The organism is Dokdonia sp. PRO95, assembly GCF_000355805.1.
Classification (GTDB): Bacteria; Bacteroidota; Bacteroidia; order Flavobacteriales; family Flavobacteriaceae; genus Dokdonia.
On sequence record NZ_CM001837.1, the window covers coordinates 1,865,760 to 1,882,911 of the forward strand.

The window sequence follows — 17,152 nt, forward strand, 5'->3', positions numbered from 1 at the left end:
TGAGAATGGAATATTTAGATTTCGAATTACCAATCAAAGAGCTTGAAGAGCAACTGGAAAAATGTGCCTTAATAGGGCAGGAGAGTGATGTAGACGTTACCCAGACTTGTAAGCAAATAGAAAAAAAACTAGCCGCTACCAAAAAGGATATTTATAAAAATCTTACCGCATGGCAGCGTGTTCAATTATCAAGACACCCTAATCGTCCTTATACTTTAGATTACATAAATGCTATCTGTGGTGATACTTTTTTAGAGCTTCACGGAGATCGTAATGTAAAAGACGATAAAGCAATGATAGGTGGCCTAGGAAAGATAGGTGATCAATCATTTATGTTCATAGGACAGCAAAAGGGGTACAACACAAAAACTAGACAGTACCGTAACTTCGGTATGGCAAATCCAGAAGGATATCGTAAGGCATTACGCCTCATGAAAAGTGCTGAAAAGTTTGGAGTACCTGTAGTTTCTATAGTAGATACACCAGGAGCATATCCAGGTCTAGAAGCAGAAGAACGTGGACAAGGAGAAGCAATTGCACGTAACATCCTTGAGATGACACGCCTTAAAGTGCCTATTATTGTAATGATTATAGGAGAAGGAGCTAGTGGTGGAGCCTTAGGAATAGGTGTAGGTAATAAAGTATTGATGCTTGAGAATACTTGGTACTCTGTAATCTCACCAGAGTCATGCTCTTCAATTTTATGGAGAAGCTGGGAGTATAAAGAGCAAGCAGCAGAGGCTTTAAAGCTTACTGCAACAGATATGAAAAAGCAAAAGCTCATAGACGAAATAATAAAAGAACCATTAGGTGGAGCACATGCAAACCGCCCAGAGACTTTTCTTACTGTAAAGGAGTCTATTTTAAAAGCTTTTGACGAATTTAAGAACTTATCACCAACAGAACTGGTGGAACAAAGGATGAATAAATATTCAGAAATGGGAGTCTTCAAAGGCTAACAAGACCTTTTTCACTTGATGCCATAATCCGCGCTTTTTCAGTGCGGATTTTTTTACCCTTATTAACAATATTTTCTAGTTGTTAACAGTTCAATTGTTAATGACCTGTGAGTACTACGCTTTCGCGAAAGCGTATCTCGCATAACTATTTATTTACTTTCGTAGCTATGGAACAAACGAAGCCGAAGCCAGCATATAATACTTCTAAAGGTCAAGTAATTAGCCTTGAAAAAGGTAAAATACCACCACAAGCACTTGATCTTGAGGTTGTTGTGCTTGGTGCGCTTATGATTGATAAGAAGGGTGTTGATGAGGTGATTGATATCTTATCACCAGAGGTATTCTACAAGGAGCAGCACAAACATGTATTTGAAGCGATAAGAGTTCTCTTTGAAGAAGGCCAGCCTGTCGACTTATTAACTGTTTCTGAGCAACTTAAGAAAATGGGTAAGCTAGTTGAAGCTGGTGGTGATTATTACCTTATTCAACTTACGCAAAAAGTAGCATCTTCTGCTCACATCGAGTATCACGCTCGTATCATTTTACAGAAGTTTATACAGCGCTCTCTCATTAAAATCTCAAACGAAATTATTGAAGAGGCGTATGATGAGACCACAGATGTTTTTGATCTTCTAGATACTGCAGAGACAAAGTTATATGAGGTAACACAGGGAAATGTAAAACGTAGTTCTGAGAGCGCTCAGAACCTTGTTATACAAGCAAAAAAGCGAATAGAAGAGATAGCAAACCAAGAGGGATTATCTGGTATTCCTACTGGTTTTCATAAAGTAGATGAACTTACTTCTGGCTGGCAACCGTCAGATTTAATTATTGTTGCTGCTCGTCCAGGTATGGGTAAAACGGCGATGACGCTTACCATGGCGCGTAACATGGCAGTAGATCAGAATGTACCCGTTGCTTTCTTTTCTCTGGAGATGTCTTCTGTACAGCTTATTACACGTTTGATTTCTTCAGAAACTGGTTTGTCATCAGAAAAGCTTCGTACAGGTAAATTAGAAAAACACGAGTGGGAACAACTCAATGTAAAAGTAAAGAGTCTCGAGAAAGCGCCTTTATTTATAGATGATACACCATCGCTGTCTATTTTTGACTTACGAGCAAAGGCAAGACGTCTAGCATCGCAGTTTGGTATTAAAATAATAATGATTGATTACCTCCAGCTTATGACGGGAGGATCTGCAAATAAAGGAGGAGGTAACCGTGAACAAGAGATATCGATGATTTCTCGTAACCTTAAGGCACTAGCAAAGGAGCTTAGTGTTCCTGTAATTGCACTATCCCAGCTATCGCGTGCGGTGGAAACTCGTGGAGGTAGTAAAAGACCTTTACTTTCTGACCTTCGTGAATCTGGAGCGATCGAGCAGGATGCAGATATTGTATCTTTTATTTACCGTCCAGAATATTACAAAATTGAAGAATGGGATGATGATGAGCGTAGCCCAACCGAGGGACAAGGAGAGTTTATTGTTGCAAAACACCGTAATGGTGGATTAGATAACATACGTCTCAAATTTATTGGACATCTCGGTAAGTTTGACAACTTAGATGACTTCTCGACACCTTATGAGTTTGCGAGTAGCATGAATGCCGCTGCAAATGATGATTCCTTTAATCCTAATGCACTACCTAGTGCAGATGATGCCTTTGGAGGACCACCACCAGGACTTCCAAGTGAAGAAGAAGATGATGGAGTTCCTTTTTAACATATAGAATACATAAAGAAAAAGCCTCAATAGCAATACTATTGAGGCTTTTTTTATTGTCCTGATATCATTTTCTCCTCGAAATGATCATTCCTATTAGTTATGATTTAGGCGGTCTTTGTCAAGACAAACCTGTAGCTAATGTTAACACAATTACACCATTAAGTGCTGTATTCTAATGAAAAAATAACATACCACTTGGTTTCATAAAGCTACTTTAACTTTAGAATAACTCAGACTTTAAGGATGAACTTTAATTATGTGTCACAAAATCAAACACATATTTTTATGAGTAATCCATCTAATAAAAGGAGACTTTTTCTACGTAATACATTGCTGGCTACTGGCGGTATAATATTGATTCCTAACTTTATAAGCTGTTCTAATGATGATGATTTAGCGTTAGATAATGCTATCATACCAGAAAACCTTACCACTTCAAATTTTGAACTTGGCGTAGCGAGTTTTGACCCTACGAGTAATCAAGTCATTATCTGGACACATTATACTACAGAAGCAAGTCAAGCAACGATTACATATGAATTGAGTACGGATGTAAATTTTAATACTATTGTAAGAAGTGGCGAGGTAATTACAGATAGTAGCCGCGACTTTACAGTTAGTGTTGAGGTACAAGATCTGGAGGCAGGTCAAAAATTATATTATCGCTTTGCAAATCTAGAAGACAACACTATTTCTGTAATAGGAGAGACTATTACTTTACCATCGAGCGGCCTTGATGCAGTATCTATGGGAGTGGTTTCTTGTGCAAACTATGCTGCTGGACTTTTTAATGTATATGATGCAATAGGAAATTCTGATGTGGATATTATAGTTCACTTAGGGGATTATATTTACGAGTACGGAGAGAATCAATATGGAACAAATGAAAATACGGTTGCATTAGGTAGAGTCCCTGAGCCTAATTATGAAATCGTAAGTCTTGATGATTATCGCCAGAGATATCGTCAATATCGCAGTGATGCAGGACTACAACTAGCACATCAAAAAAAACCGTTTATTGCCGTATGGGATGATCACGAAATTACAAATGACACTTATCAAGATGGAGCCCAAAATCATCAAGATGACGAAGGTGATTTTGAAACTCGCAAGCAGGCAGCACTCCAAGCATATAGTGAGTATTTACCAGCAATGACAAATGATGTAAATATCATTTATAGAAGTTTTAAAATAGGAGATCTTGCAGATTTAATTATGCTTGATACTCGATTAGTAGGTCGTGATAAGCAACTAGATTTTAATAACTACTTTGGGAGTACTGGTAGTTTTGATTTTACTGCATTTGGCGAAGATCTAGTAGATCCTAACCGTAGTATGTTAGGCGTACAACAAAAGAGCTGGTTCCAGAGTGCCCTAGCAAATAGTTCTTCAAAGTATCAAGTGATAGGGCAGCAGGTGCTTATGGGAAAAATGTTTATACCAGCAGAGCTTATCATTACAATAGGAACTATTTTAGGAGAAATAGGAGCAACAGGATCGGTGTCTGCCGGAACTACGGCTTTCTTTCAAGCGCAGCTTACCGAGCTGGTAGAGCTCAAACTACGTGTACAAGCAAATGATCCAACGCTTACCGCCCAAGAGATAGGGCGAGTGTCTAATACAATTCCTTACAATCTTGACGCTTGGGATGGATACTTAGTAGAACGAGAAGAGTTAATGAGTAGCTTTGTAGGGAAAGATGTGGTTGTTCTTGCGGGCGATACACATAATGCGTGGTATAATGATCTTACACTTCAAGATGGAACTGCTGTGGGTAAGGAGCTTGCAACAGCTTCTGTTAGTTCGCCAGGATTTGAAGGTATTTTAGGAGGTGATGCAGCTACAATTACAGGGTTCCAACAAGCAATGACCATTCTTATAGATGGACTTAATTACTTTAATGCAACAGAGCGTGGCTATCTTAAAGTAACTTTAAGTGGTTCTGGAGTGCAGTCTGATTGGATTTTTATTGATACGATTGCTTCTTCAAACTATACGACGCATACAGGTCACTCTGAGAGTTTCTAGTGAAACAGAAGTAAATCAATGATTAGAACCCTTATTCTTACATAAGGGTTTTTTTTGTGCACGATTTTTGTAATTTCAACGTTATAAAATTGACAATGAAGAAACTACTTATATTATCCTTTTTGATAATGAATTTCGCTTTCGCGAAAGCGTCATATATCCTCATTCCGATGGATGTAGAGTCACAAAGGGAGCATCTTAAAGCTTATGGAATCACGTACTGGTCACTTGATAAAAACCAAAAAGTAAAATGGTTGCTTAACTATAGAGGCGGCTCTTTCTTGCTACCAGATACCGAAGACGTACGGCGCGAGTGTACCATACGTGGTGTCTCTTATGAAGTATTATCAGACGGACAAACGGAGCAAATTCTAACAGAAATAGCAAGTCCATCTCAGAATATGGAAGCAATTGTATTAGAAAAAGCACCAAAAATTGCTGTTTACACACCAGACAGTAAGGTGCCTTGGGATGATGCCGTAACCATGGTGCTTACCTATGCAGAGATACCTTATACTACGATTTACGATACAGAAGTACTGAGTGATCAACTTATTTTATATGACTGGTTACACTTACATCACGAGGATTTTACTGGGCAGTTTGGAAAATTTTATGGTTCTTATCGTGCCTCGCCTTGGTACATAGAAGAGAAAAAAGCTGCCGAGGCACTTGCGGCCCAATTAGGTTACAATAAGGTATCAAAGGAAAAAGGAGATGTTGCTCTGAAGATACGTGACTATGTTGTGGGTGGAGGTTTTATGTTTGCCATGTGTAGTGCAACAGATAGCTTTGATATTGCCCTCTCTGCCGAGGGAGTAGATATTTGCGAACCAATGTTTGACGGAGATCCTAGCGAACCAGGATATACTTCAAAAATAGATTTTCAAAAAACATTTGCTTTTAAAAATTATACGCTAGAACGTTCTCCTACTACCTATGAGTTTTCGTCTATTGATATGACACGCAAGCGTAAGATTCCTTTTCAAACAGACTATTTTACCTTAAAAGATTATAGTGCAAAATGGGATCCTATCCCTACGATGCTTTGTCAAAATCATACGGCACTTGTAAAAGGGTTTATGGGACAGACTACGAGTTATGATCCTGAGACTATAAAATCTAATGTGCTAGTCATGGGAGAAAATCTCACAAATGGTGAAGCGAGATACATTCACGGGATTAAAGGAAAAGGATTTTTTACCTTTTATGGAGGGCACGATCCAGAAGATTATCAGCATAGAGTAGGTGATCCTAAGACAGAGTTAGAACTACATCCTAACTCACCTGGTTATCGTTTGATTTTAAATAACGTACTGTTTCCAGCAGCACGCAAGAAGAAACAAAAAACCTAATAGCATTGAGTAGAGTATTAATCATATTATTTGCAATAGCCTTAGTGTCTGTCTCTGATGCTCCAGAAAGACTTGCTTGGAATAGCAACCGAGTATTGCAATGGTCAGATTTTAAAGGAACACCAGATTCGCTAGAGAGATGGGCAGCTAGTTCAAGTACGGGGATTAGTCAAGGATATGCAGCAGATGGTGATGGGTACATAGACAAAGAAAGTCTAACAGTTACTGCTCATTTCTATCCAGAGTATTCATGGGTGCGACACCAAGAAAAGAGTAAGCATCTCCTAGCTCATGAGCAAACACATTTTAATATTACTGAGGTATATGCCCGTAAACTTAAAGATAAAGTAGCCGCGTTTGCATTTACATCAAATAGTCTTGAAGAAATAAAAATGCTTTATAAAGAAGTAGAGGAGGAGCGCATTGCTACCCAGCAATTATTTGATAAAGAAACAAACCACTCTATCGATCATATGAAAGAAGTACAGTGGGAACTTAAAGTAGCTAGGTGGCTCGATGGTAATTTTGAAGAATAGTGCACTAAATACCCATTCTAACACATAAAAAAAAACTGGATTCTCAAGAATGAGAATCCAGTTTTCTGTTTTTTAGCCTAAGGCCTATGTTTAGTTATAGAAAGGTACTTCTACGCGAGCATTACCCCACGCCATGTGAAGGTGAGCTCCTTGATCTACAGGTAAGAATTCCATCCCAAAATACTCAATAGACTCATCTGCTTGTGTTACTGGTACCGTGATACGAGCTACATCATTTGCTTCTTTGTAAAAGTAAGATCCCCATACATTGAGATCAGAGCTTAAAATAATGGTCCACTCGGCTCCATTAGGCATTGCATACATTGTGTACGTTCCTGCTTTTACTGGAGTAGTACCTAATTTCATATCCTTGTAAAGTGTAATCTCTGCTGCTTCATTTGCACCTAATCTCCATACTTTTCCGTCTGGAGCAAGTTTAGAAAGCTCACGCTCCTTAAGTTGAGGGCGGCTATATGTTACTTTTACTTGTTTATTTGATTCCTTGTAATTAGATGGAAAAGCCGCTTGATCCATTGGGCTTTTGTCTACTTTAAAATCTTGTGCAGTTACAGATGGTGCAGCAACAAACGCTAGTGCAACCATAGCAGTCATAAAAAACTTTTTCATAATAGTAATTGTGTTTAAGAGTTAATTAGTCTTGAAATACCTCTCAAGGCTTCTTCAAAGTTATGTTGTAAGTCTTACAAAAGTGCTAAAACTTTCAAAATGTTTTAGAAGTACGCTTTCGCGAAAGCGTATACCTTCATATTAATACGTTTAATTGATATTTAGTTATAATATGTAACTGTATGTTATATAAACGTTTTATTAAATGAAGTATAATCGCATATTTGACTTATCAATAACAATAAATATTTAAAATCATGTGTGGAATTGTATGCGCCTTTGATCTCAAGGAGAAAGCCGAAGATTTACGCCCCCAATTATTAGAAATGTCTAAAAAAATTCGCCATAGAGGGCCGGATTGGAATGGCGTGTTTAATAATGATAAAGCGATCATGACACATGAACGTCTGTCTATAGTAGATCCAGCTTCTGGAAAACAACCATTATTTTCAAAAGATAAGAGTCTAGTACTTGCGGCAAATGGCGAGATATATAATCATAAAGAATTGCGTGAGACTATAACAGGTGATTATGAGTTTCAAACAGCATCAGACTGTGAGATCATACTAGCACTTTATAAAGAATACGGTCACGACTTTTGCGATAAACTTAATGGGATTTTTGGATTTGCGCTATATGACGTAGCAAAAGATGAATATTTTGTGGCCCGTGATCACATGGGAATTATTCCGCTATACATGGGATGGGATCAGCATGGGACTTTTTATGTGGCTTCTGAGTTGAAGGCACTAGAAGGTGTTTGTTCTAAGATAGAATTATTTCCTCCAGGACATTACTACTCTAGTGTAACAGGAGAGCTCACACGCTGGTATTCTCGCGACTGGATGGAATTTGATAACGTAAAAGATAACGAGTCAAGTATAGAAGAGTTGCACGATGCACTAGCGGCATCTATAAAACGCCAACTTATGAGTGATGTGCCTTATGGGGTATTGCTTTCTGGAGGTTTAGATTCTTCAATCACCAGTGCAGTTGCAAAGCTATATGCAGAAAAGCGTATAGAATCTGGTGATGAGCAAGCTGCATGGTGGCCACAGTTACACTCTTTTAGTATAGGACTCAAAGGTTCTCCAGATCTTGCAGCTGCTCAGGTAGTTGCAGATCATATAGGGACAGTACATCACCCTATTGAGTTTACGATACAAGAAGGACTAGATGCCATACGTGATGTAATCTATCATCTAGAAACGTATGATATCACCACGATAAGAGCGAGTACGCCTATGTACTTAATGGCTCGCGTGATCAAATCTATGGGAGTAAAAATGGTACTCTCAGGAGAAGGGGCAGATGAGATTTTTGGAGGATATTTATATTTCCATAAGGCGCCTAATGCCAAAGAGTTTCATGAGGAAACTGTGCGTAAACTAGATAAGTTACACATGTATGACTGTCTACGGGCAAATAAATCACTTGCAGCCTGGGGAATAGAAGGACGTGTTCCTTTCTTAGATAAAGAATTTATGGATGTCGCTATGCGTCTTAACCCTCAAGATAAAATGATTACTAAGGAGCGTAAGATGGAAAAATGGATCTTGCGTAAAGCCTTTGAAAAGTATTTACCTGAAAGTGTAGCTTGGAGACAGAAAGAGCAGTTCTCAGACGGTGTAGGTTACTCATGGATTGATAGTCTTAAGGACATAGTAGATGAAGCCGTGAGTGCAACTCAAATGGAAAATGCACATCATAGATTCCCTATCCATACGCCTCAAAACAAAGAAGAGTTTTACTACCGTACTATTTTTGAAGAGCACTTCCCAAGTGATGCTGCAGCACGCTGTGTGCCTTCTGTGCCAAGTGTAGCTTGTAGTACACCTACAGCACTAGAATGGGATGAAGCTTTTAAAAACATGAATGATCCATCAGGTAGAGCTGTTGCTTTTGTACATGATGATGCTTATTAAGAATATGTAAATTGTTAAATAGAAAAACCGCTTTATCTTCAAGGATAAAGCGGTTTTTTAATACCTGAAATTAAAAGGCTTCTATTTAATCAATACTCACTTTATTGATAGTAAATTTCATATCCCCTAGAGGACCTGTAATTTCATTTATTCTAGAGTTGGTGTAATATAAATCGCCTTTGTAAATACTAAAGGTATCTGCCCAGCGTACTTGGTCACCTTCAATAAGTGTAGAAACTTCTTTAGTGTTAGCATCCATTTTCATCACCTTGTTATTTTCTAAGTCGGCGAAGTAAAGGTTACTAGCATCATCAAGTATCATCCCATCTGGTGCGCTTGTTTTTTTAACTAGAGATACGCTATTTTCTATTTCTTCTTGAGTACCATTATTTAAAACAGCCGTAGGGATAGCATATAAGCTATAACCGCTCAGTGCGTGGTAATATAAAATGTCATTATTTACATCTAATGCAATACCATCAGAATGTACTGTGTTCTCCCAAGTACTGCCACCGGGAAAAGTAAGTTGGCTTACTTCAGCTAGTGTTGAGGTGTGCTCATTTAAAACTCTTTTAGATTCGCCAGACTCAAGGTCTAAAACTACAAGTCCTGCATGTCCAGAGTCTGTAAAGTAAGCTTTGTTGTTTTTTGCATCTATACGCACATCGTTTATGTATGAGTCTTTATGGATGCTAGTTTCATCAATAGTGTAAGTGCGTTTTAATGAGTTTGTAGTTAAGTCAAATACAAAGATTTTTGGGTTGTCAATCACACCACCAAATAATGGATTACGTGTATCCACTACATATAAGTCATTATTGAAAGCGACTACAGATTGTACCGCTACAAAAAGCGAATCATTAATTTCTTTTCCATCTTCCCATGTATTCCACTGTTCGTTAGGGAATGCAGCCGACTCATTATTTTCTAATACTTCAACTACAGAGTTTTCTACACCTTTTCTCCATCTTGGAAAATTAGCAAATATTCTACCTTCATTACTTACCGTAACACCTGTAACCTGTTGTCCTGTAAAGGTAGCTACTTCAGTAATTACTGGGCTTTCCTGAGTTTTTTGTGCTTCTTTTGTTTCTGTAGTGTTCTTGCAGCTTATAATAGAAAATACAACAAGTAGCGATAGTATTGTTTTATTCATAATATGAGTTTTATAATATATGGTACTTCTTAGAGGCTGTAAAGATAGTACGGCGATTTACGCCCAGCGAATAGAAAGTGTTAGGCTTATTATAAAATTCAAGAAACCTTGTTGAGATTATGTAGTAACGTATTCCTTTAAATCAGAAGTTAAGATATCTGTGAGTTCGCGCTCATTACCAAGGCTCGTTTCTGTAAAAATAAATCCAAATACAGGATAGCTATGTATATCCAGAGGTCTTACTAGTACTGGTTTTTCAAACTTTGTAGCTATCTTTTTGTAGTCAAAACTTTTGATGCTTTCGGCAGGGATACCCGTACTATTGTCTAGTATAATTATGCTAAAGACTTTATCCTCCTTGCCTTTAAATATGTGGTCCCAGTTAGGTTTTTTGCTTTCGCGAAAGCATACATAAGAATTAAAATCTAAGGTAACACCAAGTGAGTCACCCGTAGTACAAAATCCTCCAAAACGCAGCGGATTAACCTCAATAGGAGTTATTTTTCCAGAAGCATCGATGCGTATCTCTGCATGCGCAGGAAAATTCTTGAGTTGTAATTCTTGTCCTAACGCACTTAAGAATTCATGTATGGCAGCACTATATGTGGTGATAGTATCTTTTGAGGTGCAATAAACGCGATCGCTAGTATCTTTGCCAGAAGAGAATAGGTGGTGTAAAATGTTTAAAATTACAACCTCACCATTTGCATTGTGATAGTAATCTATAGCAAATTCTTCTCCTTGAATAAATTCTTCAATAATAAAATATGTGGTGTCCAGCACATTTTTAGGAAAGATGCTTTTGAGCTTCTCTGGGTGTAATTCCTTCTTTGCCTGTTTCCAATCATGTTGATCGTGGATGATATGAACTCCTATGCTGAAAAAGCCAACACTAGGTTTAATAACAAAAGGGAATTTTAATGTTTCGGCATCTAGAAGATGGACATCAGTTAGAGAAAGCTTTTGAAAATAAAAGTCTGGAAACAAGCTTTTAGTAAGCTCTCTAAATTGGACTTTGTCTTTTAAAATATTTATTTGACGAGCAAGTGTGCTATCTCCTAGGTGCTCTTCTATCCATACCAGCGCGTTTTCTGAGTTTGAATATAATGCTGTTTCTGGATTATCGTTATAGATAGCTACCGCATCCTGCTCCTCTATCCAGTTGAGCGTGTCATCTTGAATAATGGACTTTGCAATTGGAGTGGCAATAATGGGGTAGTTATTTTCTTTTATAGTTGCAATAAGAAAATCTGAAGCAAAGGGCTTGTCTATTAAAAACATGATGATGATTATGAGGTCTTGAAATAAATTTTAAGCGATACCTGTCCCAAAATAAGAGCTTATCCCGCTCAAAATACTTTGTACAGCATACGCGGCTAAGATGAGTCCCATTATTTTACTAATAACAGTAATCCCGTAGTTACCTATGCGATCTTGAAGTTTATTTGCTCCAAGTAAAATCAAACAAGTAAGTCCTATCACAAACAGCACGAGTGCTGTAGCTATAAACTGTTCCTGTATAGAGTAAATATGGTTATCTGTCATTAAAACCACAGCCATAATTGCTCCAGGAGAAGCAATAGACGGTATTGCAATGGGGAATATGGTAACGTGTTTATAATCTGTAATTTTATTTTTTTCGTCTTCTGGTTTACCATCGCCAAAAATCATAGTAAGCGCAAATAGAAATAGTATTACACCTCCAGAAATCTGGAAGGCATTCAAGGATACAGACATTCCTTCAAGAATGAGCTGTCCTATCACTATAAAAAATAAGAGTATTAAAAATGCTATCACAGAAGCTCTAACGGCAATTTTCTTTTTGTGACGTAAATCAAATTCTTTTGTAGCCTCTAGATATACAGGGATAGATCCTATAGGGTCAATCACTGCAAAAATGAAGAAAATGGAAGTGATGATTTCAGACATATATAGCTTTTAGAGATGAGATGTAAATGTACCATTTTCTCATTCTTCATATCCTTAAATAGAAAGACACCTTTTATATACTAAGCGTTGCGGTATTACCTAGTGCACTCTTTGTAGTTATAGTTTTAGCAATATGTACTAAAGTCAATTGCATAGCTAAAGTACAGATATTCAGACTAAAGCATTATATTTAAGGCTTATGGCTATAAAATCATCTACAGACGCTGCTTCCTATATTTCTATAAAAAATTGGTCTGAAGATGATAGGCCACGAGAGAAACTAATGGTAAAGGGACGTTCTGTATTATCTGATGCAGAGTTAATCGCTATTTTAATAAGTTCTGGTTCTAGAGAGGAAAGCGCAGTCTCACTAAGTAAACGCATTCTCTCCCAAGCCGAGAATAATCTTTCGGAGCTGGGTAAGTTTTCGGTAAAAGATTTAATGAAATTTAAAGGAATAGGAGAGGCAAAGGCCGTTACTATCGCTGCTGCGCTAGAACTAGGGAGAAGGAGAAGTGGTGGAGAGACGCTTTCGCGAAAGCGTATTTCTTCCTCAAAAGATGCTTATCAAATTTTACAACCCATCATAGGAGAGTTAGGGCACGAGGAATTCTGGGTGCTTTTTCTAAACAATTCAAACAAGGTACTACGCAAAGAGCAAGTGAGTAAAGGCGGACTCACGGGAACACTAGTAGATGTAAGGCTAGTAATGAAAACCGCCATAGAACTTAGTGCTGTGGGAATGATTTTAGGGCACAATCACCCTTCTGGAACCCTTAAACCATCACAAGCAGATAAGCTACTTACTGCCAAACTGAAAACGGCTGCGCAGAGTCTAGATATCCAAGTCTTAGACCATATTATTGTGACCGAAAAACAGTATTTTAGCTTTGCCGATGACGGCATTCTATAATCACTGCCTGCCTCATGTTACTTGTTTATACGCATAAAATCACACCTCGTGTTTCATATACATTCAAACATATATGTACGCGTATTTTAGGCGTGCCTGTGCAATTTACTAGCAAGTTAGAAGCTTTTATTGCTCACGAGGGACCTAAACTTTCTTATACTAACAAAAAATTAGGTAACGAACTTCACATAAGAAGCACAGACTTGCTCTTTGATCAAGGAGTACTTTCTATGGATATAAGCGTACAAGACTGGGATGGAGTTCCTTGTTTTTTTCAAATAAGAGAAGCAACAACTGAGATTCCCTATGATATTTTTGCCGCAACATTTTATTTATTAAGTAGGTATGAAGAGTATTTACCACATGTAAAGGATGACTTGGGACGCTTTCCCGCTTCAGAAAGTCTAGGGGGAATACATGATTTTTTACAGCAGCCAGTCATTGATATATGGATACATCGTTTTGCAGCAGTACTAGTTAATAGTTTTCCAGCAATTGAGTTGAAAGAAAGCACCTATCATACACATATGATGGTTACGGTGCCTCAGGCTTTCAAATACAGAAAGCTAGGCGTGTTACGCATGCTAGGAGGTTATGTGAGAGATATAAGTAAATTACGCTTGCGCGAAATTTTACGACGCACACAAGTATTAGTAGGTGCACGTAAAGATCCTTACGACACCTTCGGCTGGCTTACTAATGTGCAGAAAAATGAAAAATGCCTCTTTCAAGTATTTTTTCAAGTGGGAGATTATGGTAAGGATGGTAAGAATATTAAACATTCTAAGCGTAGCTTTCAAACTACCATAAAAATGGTGGGTGATTATTGCAAAGTAGGTCTGTTAGTATCGCCACAAGCTGCACGTGACAAGGTTTCCTTAGGTCTAGAACGAAAGCGTCTAGAAGAAATAGAACATAGACCCTTGCGTAGCATACACATCTCAAATTTTAAATTGAATTTACCGCACGTGTATCGCGATGCTTTAGATCAAGAGATTCAACAAGATTTTACTATGGGCTATGACGGTATTATAGGTTTTAGAGCAGGTACATCACAATCATTCTTGTATTACGATCTTGATTATGAAATCCAGACTCCACTAGTCGTAAACCCAGTTTGCATGCAGTCTGATGCAATTATAAATTATAAAAACCATACCATTGATTTTGTACTTCTCAAGGAGTTACAAGACCGCCTTAAGAACGTGGGAGGCGTATTTAGAATTTCTTTTTCTAATGCCTCCTTTGATGATATTTACAGCAAAAAACTCTTTAGACACTTACTAGCAAATGGCTAATATTACAGATATATTTTTTGACCTTGATCACACATTATGGGACTTTGACCGTAATAGTGGTTTGGCTTTCGCCAAAATTTTTGAACTCAACAATCTCTCTATTAATTATGACGAGTTCTTAGAAGTTTATAGTCCTATAAATTTCCAGCAATGGAAATGGTATAGAGAAGAACGTATCACGAAAGCACAGCTGCGCTACGGAAGATTTAAAAAGACCTTTGACAAGATGGGGATTTCTGTTACAGATGATATTATTGATAGACTCTCTGATGATTACATTAATCACTTGCCACAGAATAACTTTCTATTTGATGGTACTATCGAGTTATTAGATTATCTAGCGCCTAATTATAAGATGCACATTATTACTAATGGCTTTCAAGAAGTGCAAACTACCAAAATGAAGAAGTCAGGACTTACCCCTTATTTTCAAACTATGACCACTAGTGAGTCTGCCAATGTTAAGAAACCAAATCCTAAAATTTTTCATGTAGCTATGGAAAAAGCAGGAGCTACTGCTAGTACTAGCCTCATGATAGGGGATACGTATGAGGCAGATATTGTAGGGGCTATAAATGTAGGAATGGATGCAATATGTTTCAATTACCATAAATTGAAATTACCATCAGGCATTAAAGAAGTCAAGAGTATACCACAACTCAAAGAGTATCTTTAACAATAAGGCTAAACCTGCATCGTTTTAATACGGTACTACGTAACAATCAAGTGACATATGATTTCTTATAGACGTTTTTTTTATTTTTTCGCTTTAAGCTTACTAGTGTTAACAACATCCTGCGTTAGTGATATTGATACAGACCGTGTAGATGAGGTAGTCTTGAGCCCTAGAGTGGATGCAGATTTAGTTTTTTTTACACTTAATGCAGCAAACTTTCAGGCGGCGCCTAATGTGGGTTCTCAAATTGTTATAAGAGACACAACTAGGCTTGAGTTTATAAATGATGCAATTGTTCAAGAATCATTAAAGGAGTTGTCGTTTATGTATCAAAGTGAGAGTACATTATCTCAGAATGTAGTAAATAAATCACTTTTTCTTGATCAATCAGGTCGTGTGCAATATGAATTAAATTACCCGATAAATGGCTCGTTAGATGGTGAGGTTGTTAGAAATTCTTTTGACGTTATTCTTTCTGAAGAAGATATAGCACGCATTAAGAATTCAATTCAAGTTGTTAATGAGATAACGCTATTTTTAAATGGACAACCTATTAATGGGCACTATTCATTACAAAGTAAAGCTATATACGCTTTAGAAATATCAGATTTTTAGTATGAAATATATACTTGGTTTTCTTTTTCTGGTATTAACCTATACCGTTTCAGCACAGAATAAACAGCTATTGTACAATGTGCAAGAGTTGCCTCAGTCACTGTTAAGTAATCCAGCAAGTGTTATTACTTTTGACAAGCATATAGGAATCCCTTTTTTATCTGGATTTTCTGTAGAGGGTGGCTCATCTGGAGTTAGTGCTTACGACCTCTTTAGGTCAGATAGAGATATTAATACCTCTATTGATATTGCGATCGCTGAGCTTGATAGTAAAGATTACTTTGGTGTAAATCAGCAACTAGAGATTTTGTCTTTTGGATGGAGGTCAAGGAAGTCAGAAGTTTATTACTCTGGAGGTTTGTATCATGAGATAGATGCACTTGTCTACTTCCCAAAAGACATCGCAGTACTGGCCTATAGAGGTAATGCAGATTATATTGATAGGGCGTTTGACTTTTCTGATCTTTCGTTTACTGCAGAGTCTCTCTCTGTATATCACTTTGGATTGCAGAAGCAAGTAAACGACTCTTGGCAATTAGGGGTGCGAGCTAAAGTATATATGAGTGTTGCAAATATTAATAGTACTGATAATACTGGGACTTTTGTAACGAGAACTACACCGGAGGGGCCCAATTTTTATAGTCATCAACTACGTAATGTAAGTCTAGGAGTAAACACTTCTGGTATTGCATCATTGTTTGAAGAAGAAGAGTCTACAGAAGTAAATGAAATTGTTAGTAATGCTTTTCTTAGTGATAATGCTGGATTTGGTTTAGATGTAGGGTTCACACATTTTATTAATGATCAATGGCTAGTCACTGGAAGTCTTATCGATATTGGTTTTGTGAGGCATAAAGCAGATGTGAAGAATTTTAGTGCTAGAGGTGATTATGAGACTAGTGGTATTGAGCTTGAATTTCCAGGCGCTATACAGGGAGTCGAGACTACTTCATACTGGCAGGAACTAGAAGATGAGTTTGAAGATGCCGTAACTCTTGAAGATAGTTTATCTAGCCCTTATATTAGTTGGCGTCCTTTAAAAATAAATGGCTCTGTACAGTATTCTTTTGGTGAGGATAGGGGAGAGGGGTGTAATTGTAGATCCAAATCAAAAAGAATTTATAAAAATCGAGTGGGTGCACATTTATATAGCATAAAGAGGCCTAGAGGTTTTCAAACTGCATTGACGGGTTACTATGAAAAACAGTGGGGGAATAAATTACTCTCGCGTGTTACGTATACTTATGACAAACGTTCAAGTAAGAATATTGGGCTTTTAATGAGTGCAAAAATTGATAAATTTAATCTCTATCTTGCTGCAGATAACTTACTAGAATATTCAAATCTTGCAAAGGCTAGAGGAGCGAGTTTACAACTTGGAATGCAACTAGTATTCAATAACAAATAA

The 17,152-nt window shown here is 37.4% G+C and carries 15 protein-coding genes; 11 read left to right on the plus strand and 4 right to left on the minus strand.

Features of this window, described 5'->3' with window-relative positions:
* Nucleotides 1-5 precede the first annotated feature (5 nt).
* From D017_RS08335 to D017_RS08355, 5 genes are all read left to right on the plus strand, one after another.
* Nucleotides 6-959, plus strand: a complete 954-nt coding sequence (locus D017_RS08335; RefSeq protein ID WP_035335887.1) for an acetyl-CoA carboxylase carboxyltransferase subunit alpha — start codon at nucleotides 6-8, stop codon at nucleotides 957-959.
* A 167-nt stretch (nucleotides 960-1,126) separates the two neighbouring features.
* Nucleotides 1,127-2,683, plus strand: a complete 1,557-nt coding sequence (dnaB, locus tag D017_RS08340; RefSeq protein WP_035335888.1) for a replicative DNA helicase — start codon at nucleotides 1,127-1,129, stop codon at nucleotides 2,681-2,683.
* A 288-nt stretch (nucleotides 2,684-2,971) separates the two neighbouring features.
* Entirely contained in the window at nucleotides 2,972-4,714 is a 1,743-nt protein-coding gene (locus D017_RS08345) for an alkaline phosphatase D family protein (protein ID WP_035335889.1), read from the plus strand.
* A gap of 95 nt (nucleotides 4,715-4,809) precedes the next feature.
* Nucleotides 4,810-6,069 carry an asparagine synthetase B gene (locus tag D017_RS08350; protein ID WP_081804664.1) on the plus strand — a complete coding sequence of 420 codons (1,260 nt, stop codon included), beginning with the start codon at nucleotides 4,810-4,812 and terminating at the stop codon, nucleotides 6,067-6,069.
* A 5-nt stretch (nucleotides 6,070-6,074) separates the two neighbouring features.
* The gene (locus D017_RS08355; protein WP_035335893.1) at nucleotides 6,075-6,605 is read left to right on the plus strand and encodes a hypothetical protein; all 531 of its coding nucleotides are present in this window, start codon (nucleotides 6,075-6,077) and stop codon (nucleotides 6,603-6,605) included.
* A gap of 90 nt (nucleotides 6,606-6,695) precedes the next feature.
* Here the strand turns inward: D017_RS08355 and D017_RS08360 are convergent, their stop codons facing one another.
* A complete protein-coding gene (locus D017_RS08360) occupies nucleotides 6,696-7,232 on the minus strand; it encodes a DUF2911 domain-containing protein (RefSeq protein WP_035335895.1) in 537 nt (178 codons plus the stop codon).
* A gap of 257 nt (nucleotides 7,233-7,489) precedes the next feature.
* On the opposite strand from D017_RS08360, the gene asnB reads away from it, so the two are divergent.
* Nucleotides 7,490-9,157 (plus strand): asparagine synthase B, encoded by a 1,668-nt coding sequence (gene asnB, locus D017_RS08365; protein ID WP_035335897.1) that lies wholly within the window; start codon nucleotides 7,490-7,492, stop codon nucleotides 9,155-9,157.
* Between the two features lie 85 nt (nucleotides 9,158-9,242).
* Here asnB and D017_RS08370 read toward each other — a convergent pair whose 3' ends face one another.
* The 3 genes from D017_RS08370 to D017_RS08380 form a co-directional block, all read right to left on the minus strand.
* Nucleotides 9,243-10,313 (minus strand): L-dopachrome tautomerase-related protein, encoded by a 1,071-nt coding sequence (locus D017_RS08370; protein WP_035335898.1) that lies wholly within the window; start codon nucleotides 10,311-10,313, stop codon nucleotides 9,243-9,245.
* A gap of 117 nt (nucleotides 10,314-10,430) precedes the next feature.
* Nucleotides 10,431-11,594 carry an ATP-grasp domain-containing protein gene (locus tag D017_RS08375; RefSeq protein WP_035335899.1) on the minus strand — a complete coding sequence of 388 codons (1,164 nt, stop codon included), beginning with the start codon at nucleotides 11,592-11,594 and terminating at the stop codon, nucleotides 10,431-10,433.
* Nucleotides 11,595-11,624: 30 nt separating this feature from the next.
* Nucleotides 11,625-12,242 (minus strand): MarC family protein, encoded by a 618-nt coding sequence (locus D017_RS08380; protein ID WP_035335900.1) that lies wholly within the window; start codon nucleotides 12,240-12,242, stop codon nucleotides 11,625-11,627.
* Nucleotides 12,243-12,441: 199 nt separating this feature from the next.
* On the opposite strand from D017_RS08380, the gene radC reads away from it, so the two are divergent.
* The 5 genes from radC to D017_RS08405 all read left to right on the plus strand — a co-directional run bounded on the left by radC (nucleotide 12,442) and on the right by D017_RS08405 (nucleotide 17,152).
* A complete protein-coding gene (gene radC / locus D017_RS08385) occupies nucleotides 12,442-13,155 on the plus strand; it encodes a DNA repair protein RadC (protein ID WP_051583841.1) in 714 nt (237 codons plus the stop codon).
* Between the two features lie 14 nt (nucleotides 13,156-13,169).
* Complete coding sequence (locus tag D017_RS08390; protein WP_035335901.1) at nucleotides 13,170-14,453, plus strand: polysaccharide deacetylase family protein; 1,284 nt, start codon at nucleotides 13,170-13,172, stop codon at nucleotides 14,451-14,453.
* Nucleotides 14,446-15,129 (plus strand): YjjG family noncanonical pyrimidine nucleotidase, encoded by a 684-nt coding sequence (locus tag D017_RS08395; protein WP_035335902.1) that lies wholly within the window; start codon nucleotides 14,446-14,448, stop codon nucleotides 15,127-15,129. The genes D017_RS08390 and D017_RS08395 overlap by 8 nt, the downstream gene beginning before the upstream one ends.
* A gap of 105 nt (nucleotides 15,130-15,234) precedes the next feature.
* Entirely contained in the window at nucleotides 15,235-15,744 is a 510-nt protein-coding gene (locus D017_RS08400; protein ID WP_152023880.1) for a hypothetical protein, read from the plus strand.
* 1 nt (nucleotide 15,745) lies between these two features.
* Nucleotides 15,746-17,152, plus strand: coding sequence for a DUF5723 family protein (locus tag D017_RS08405; protein WP_035335906.1), 1,407 nt, complete (start codon nucleotides 15,746-15,748; stop codon nucleotides 17,150-17,152).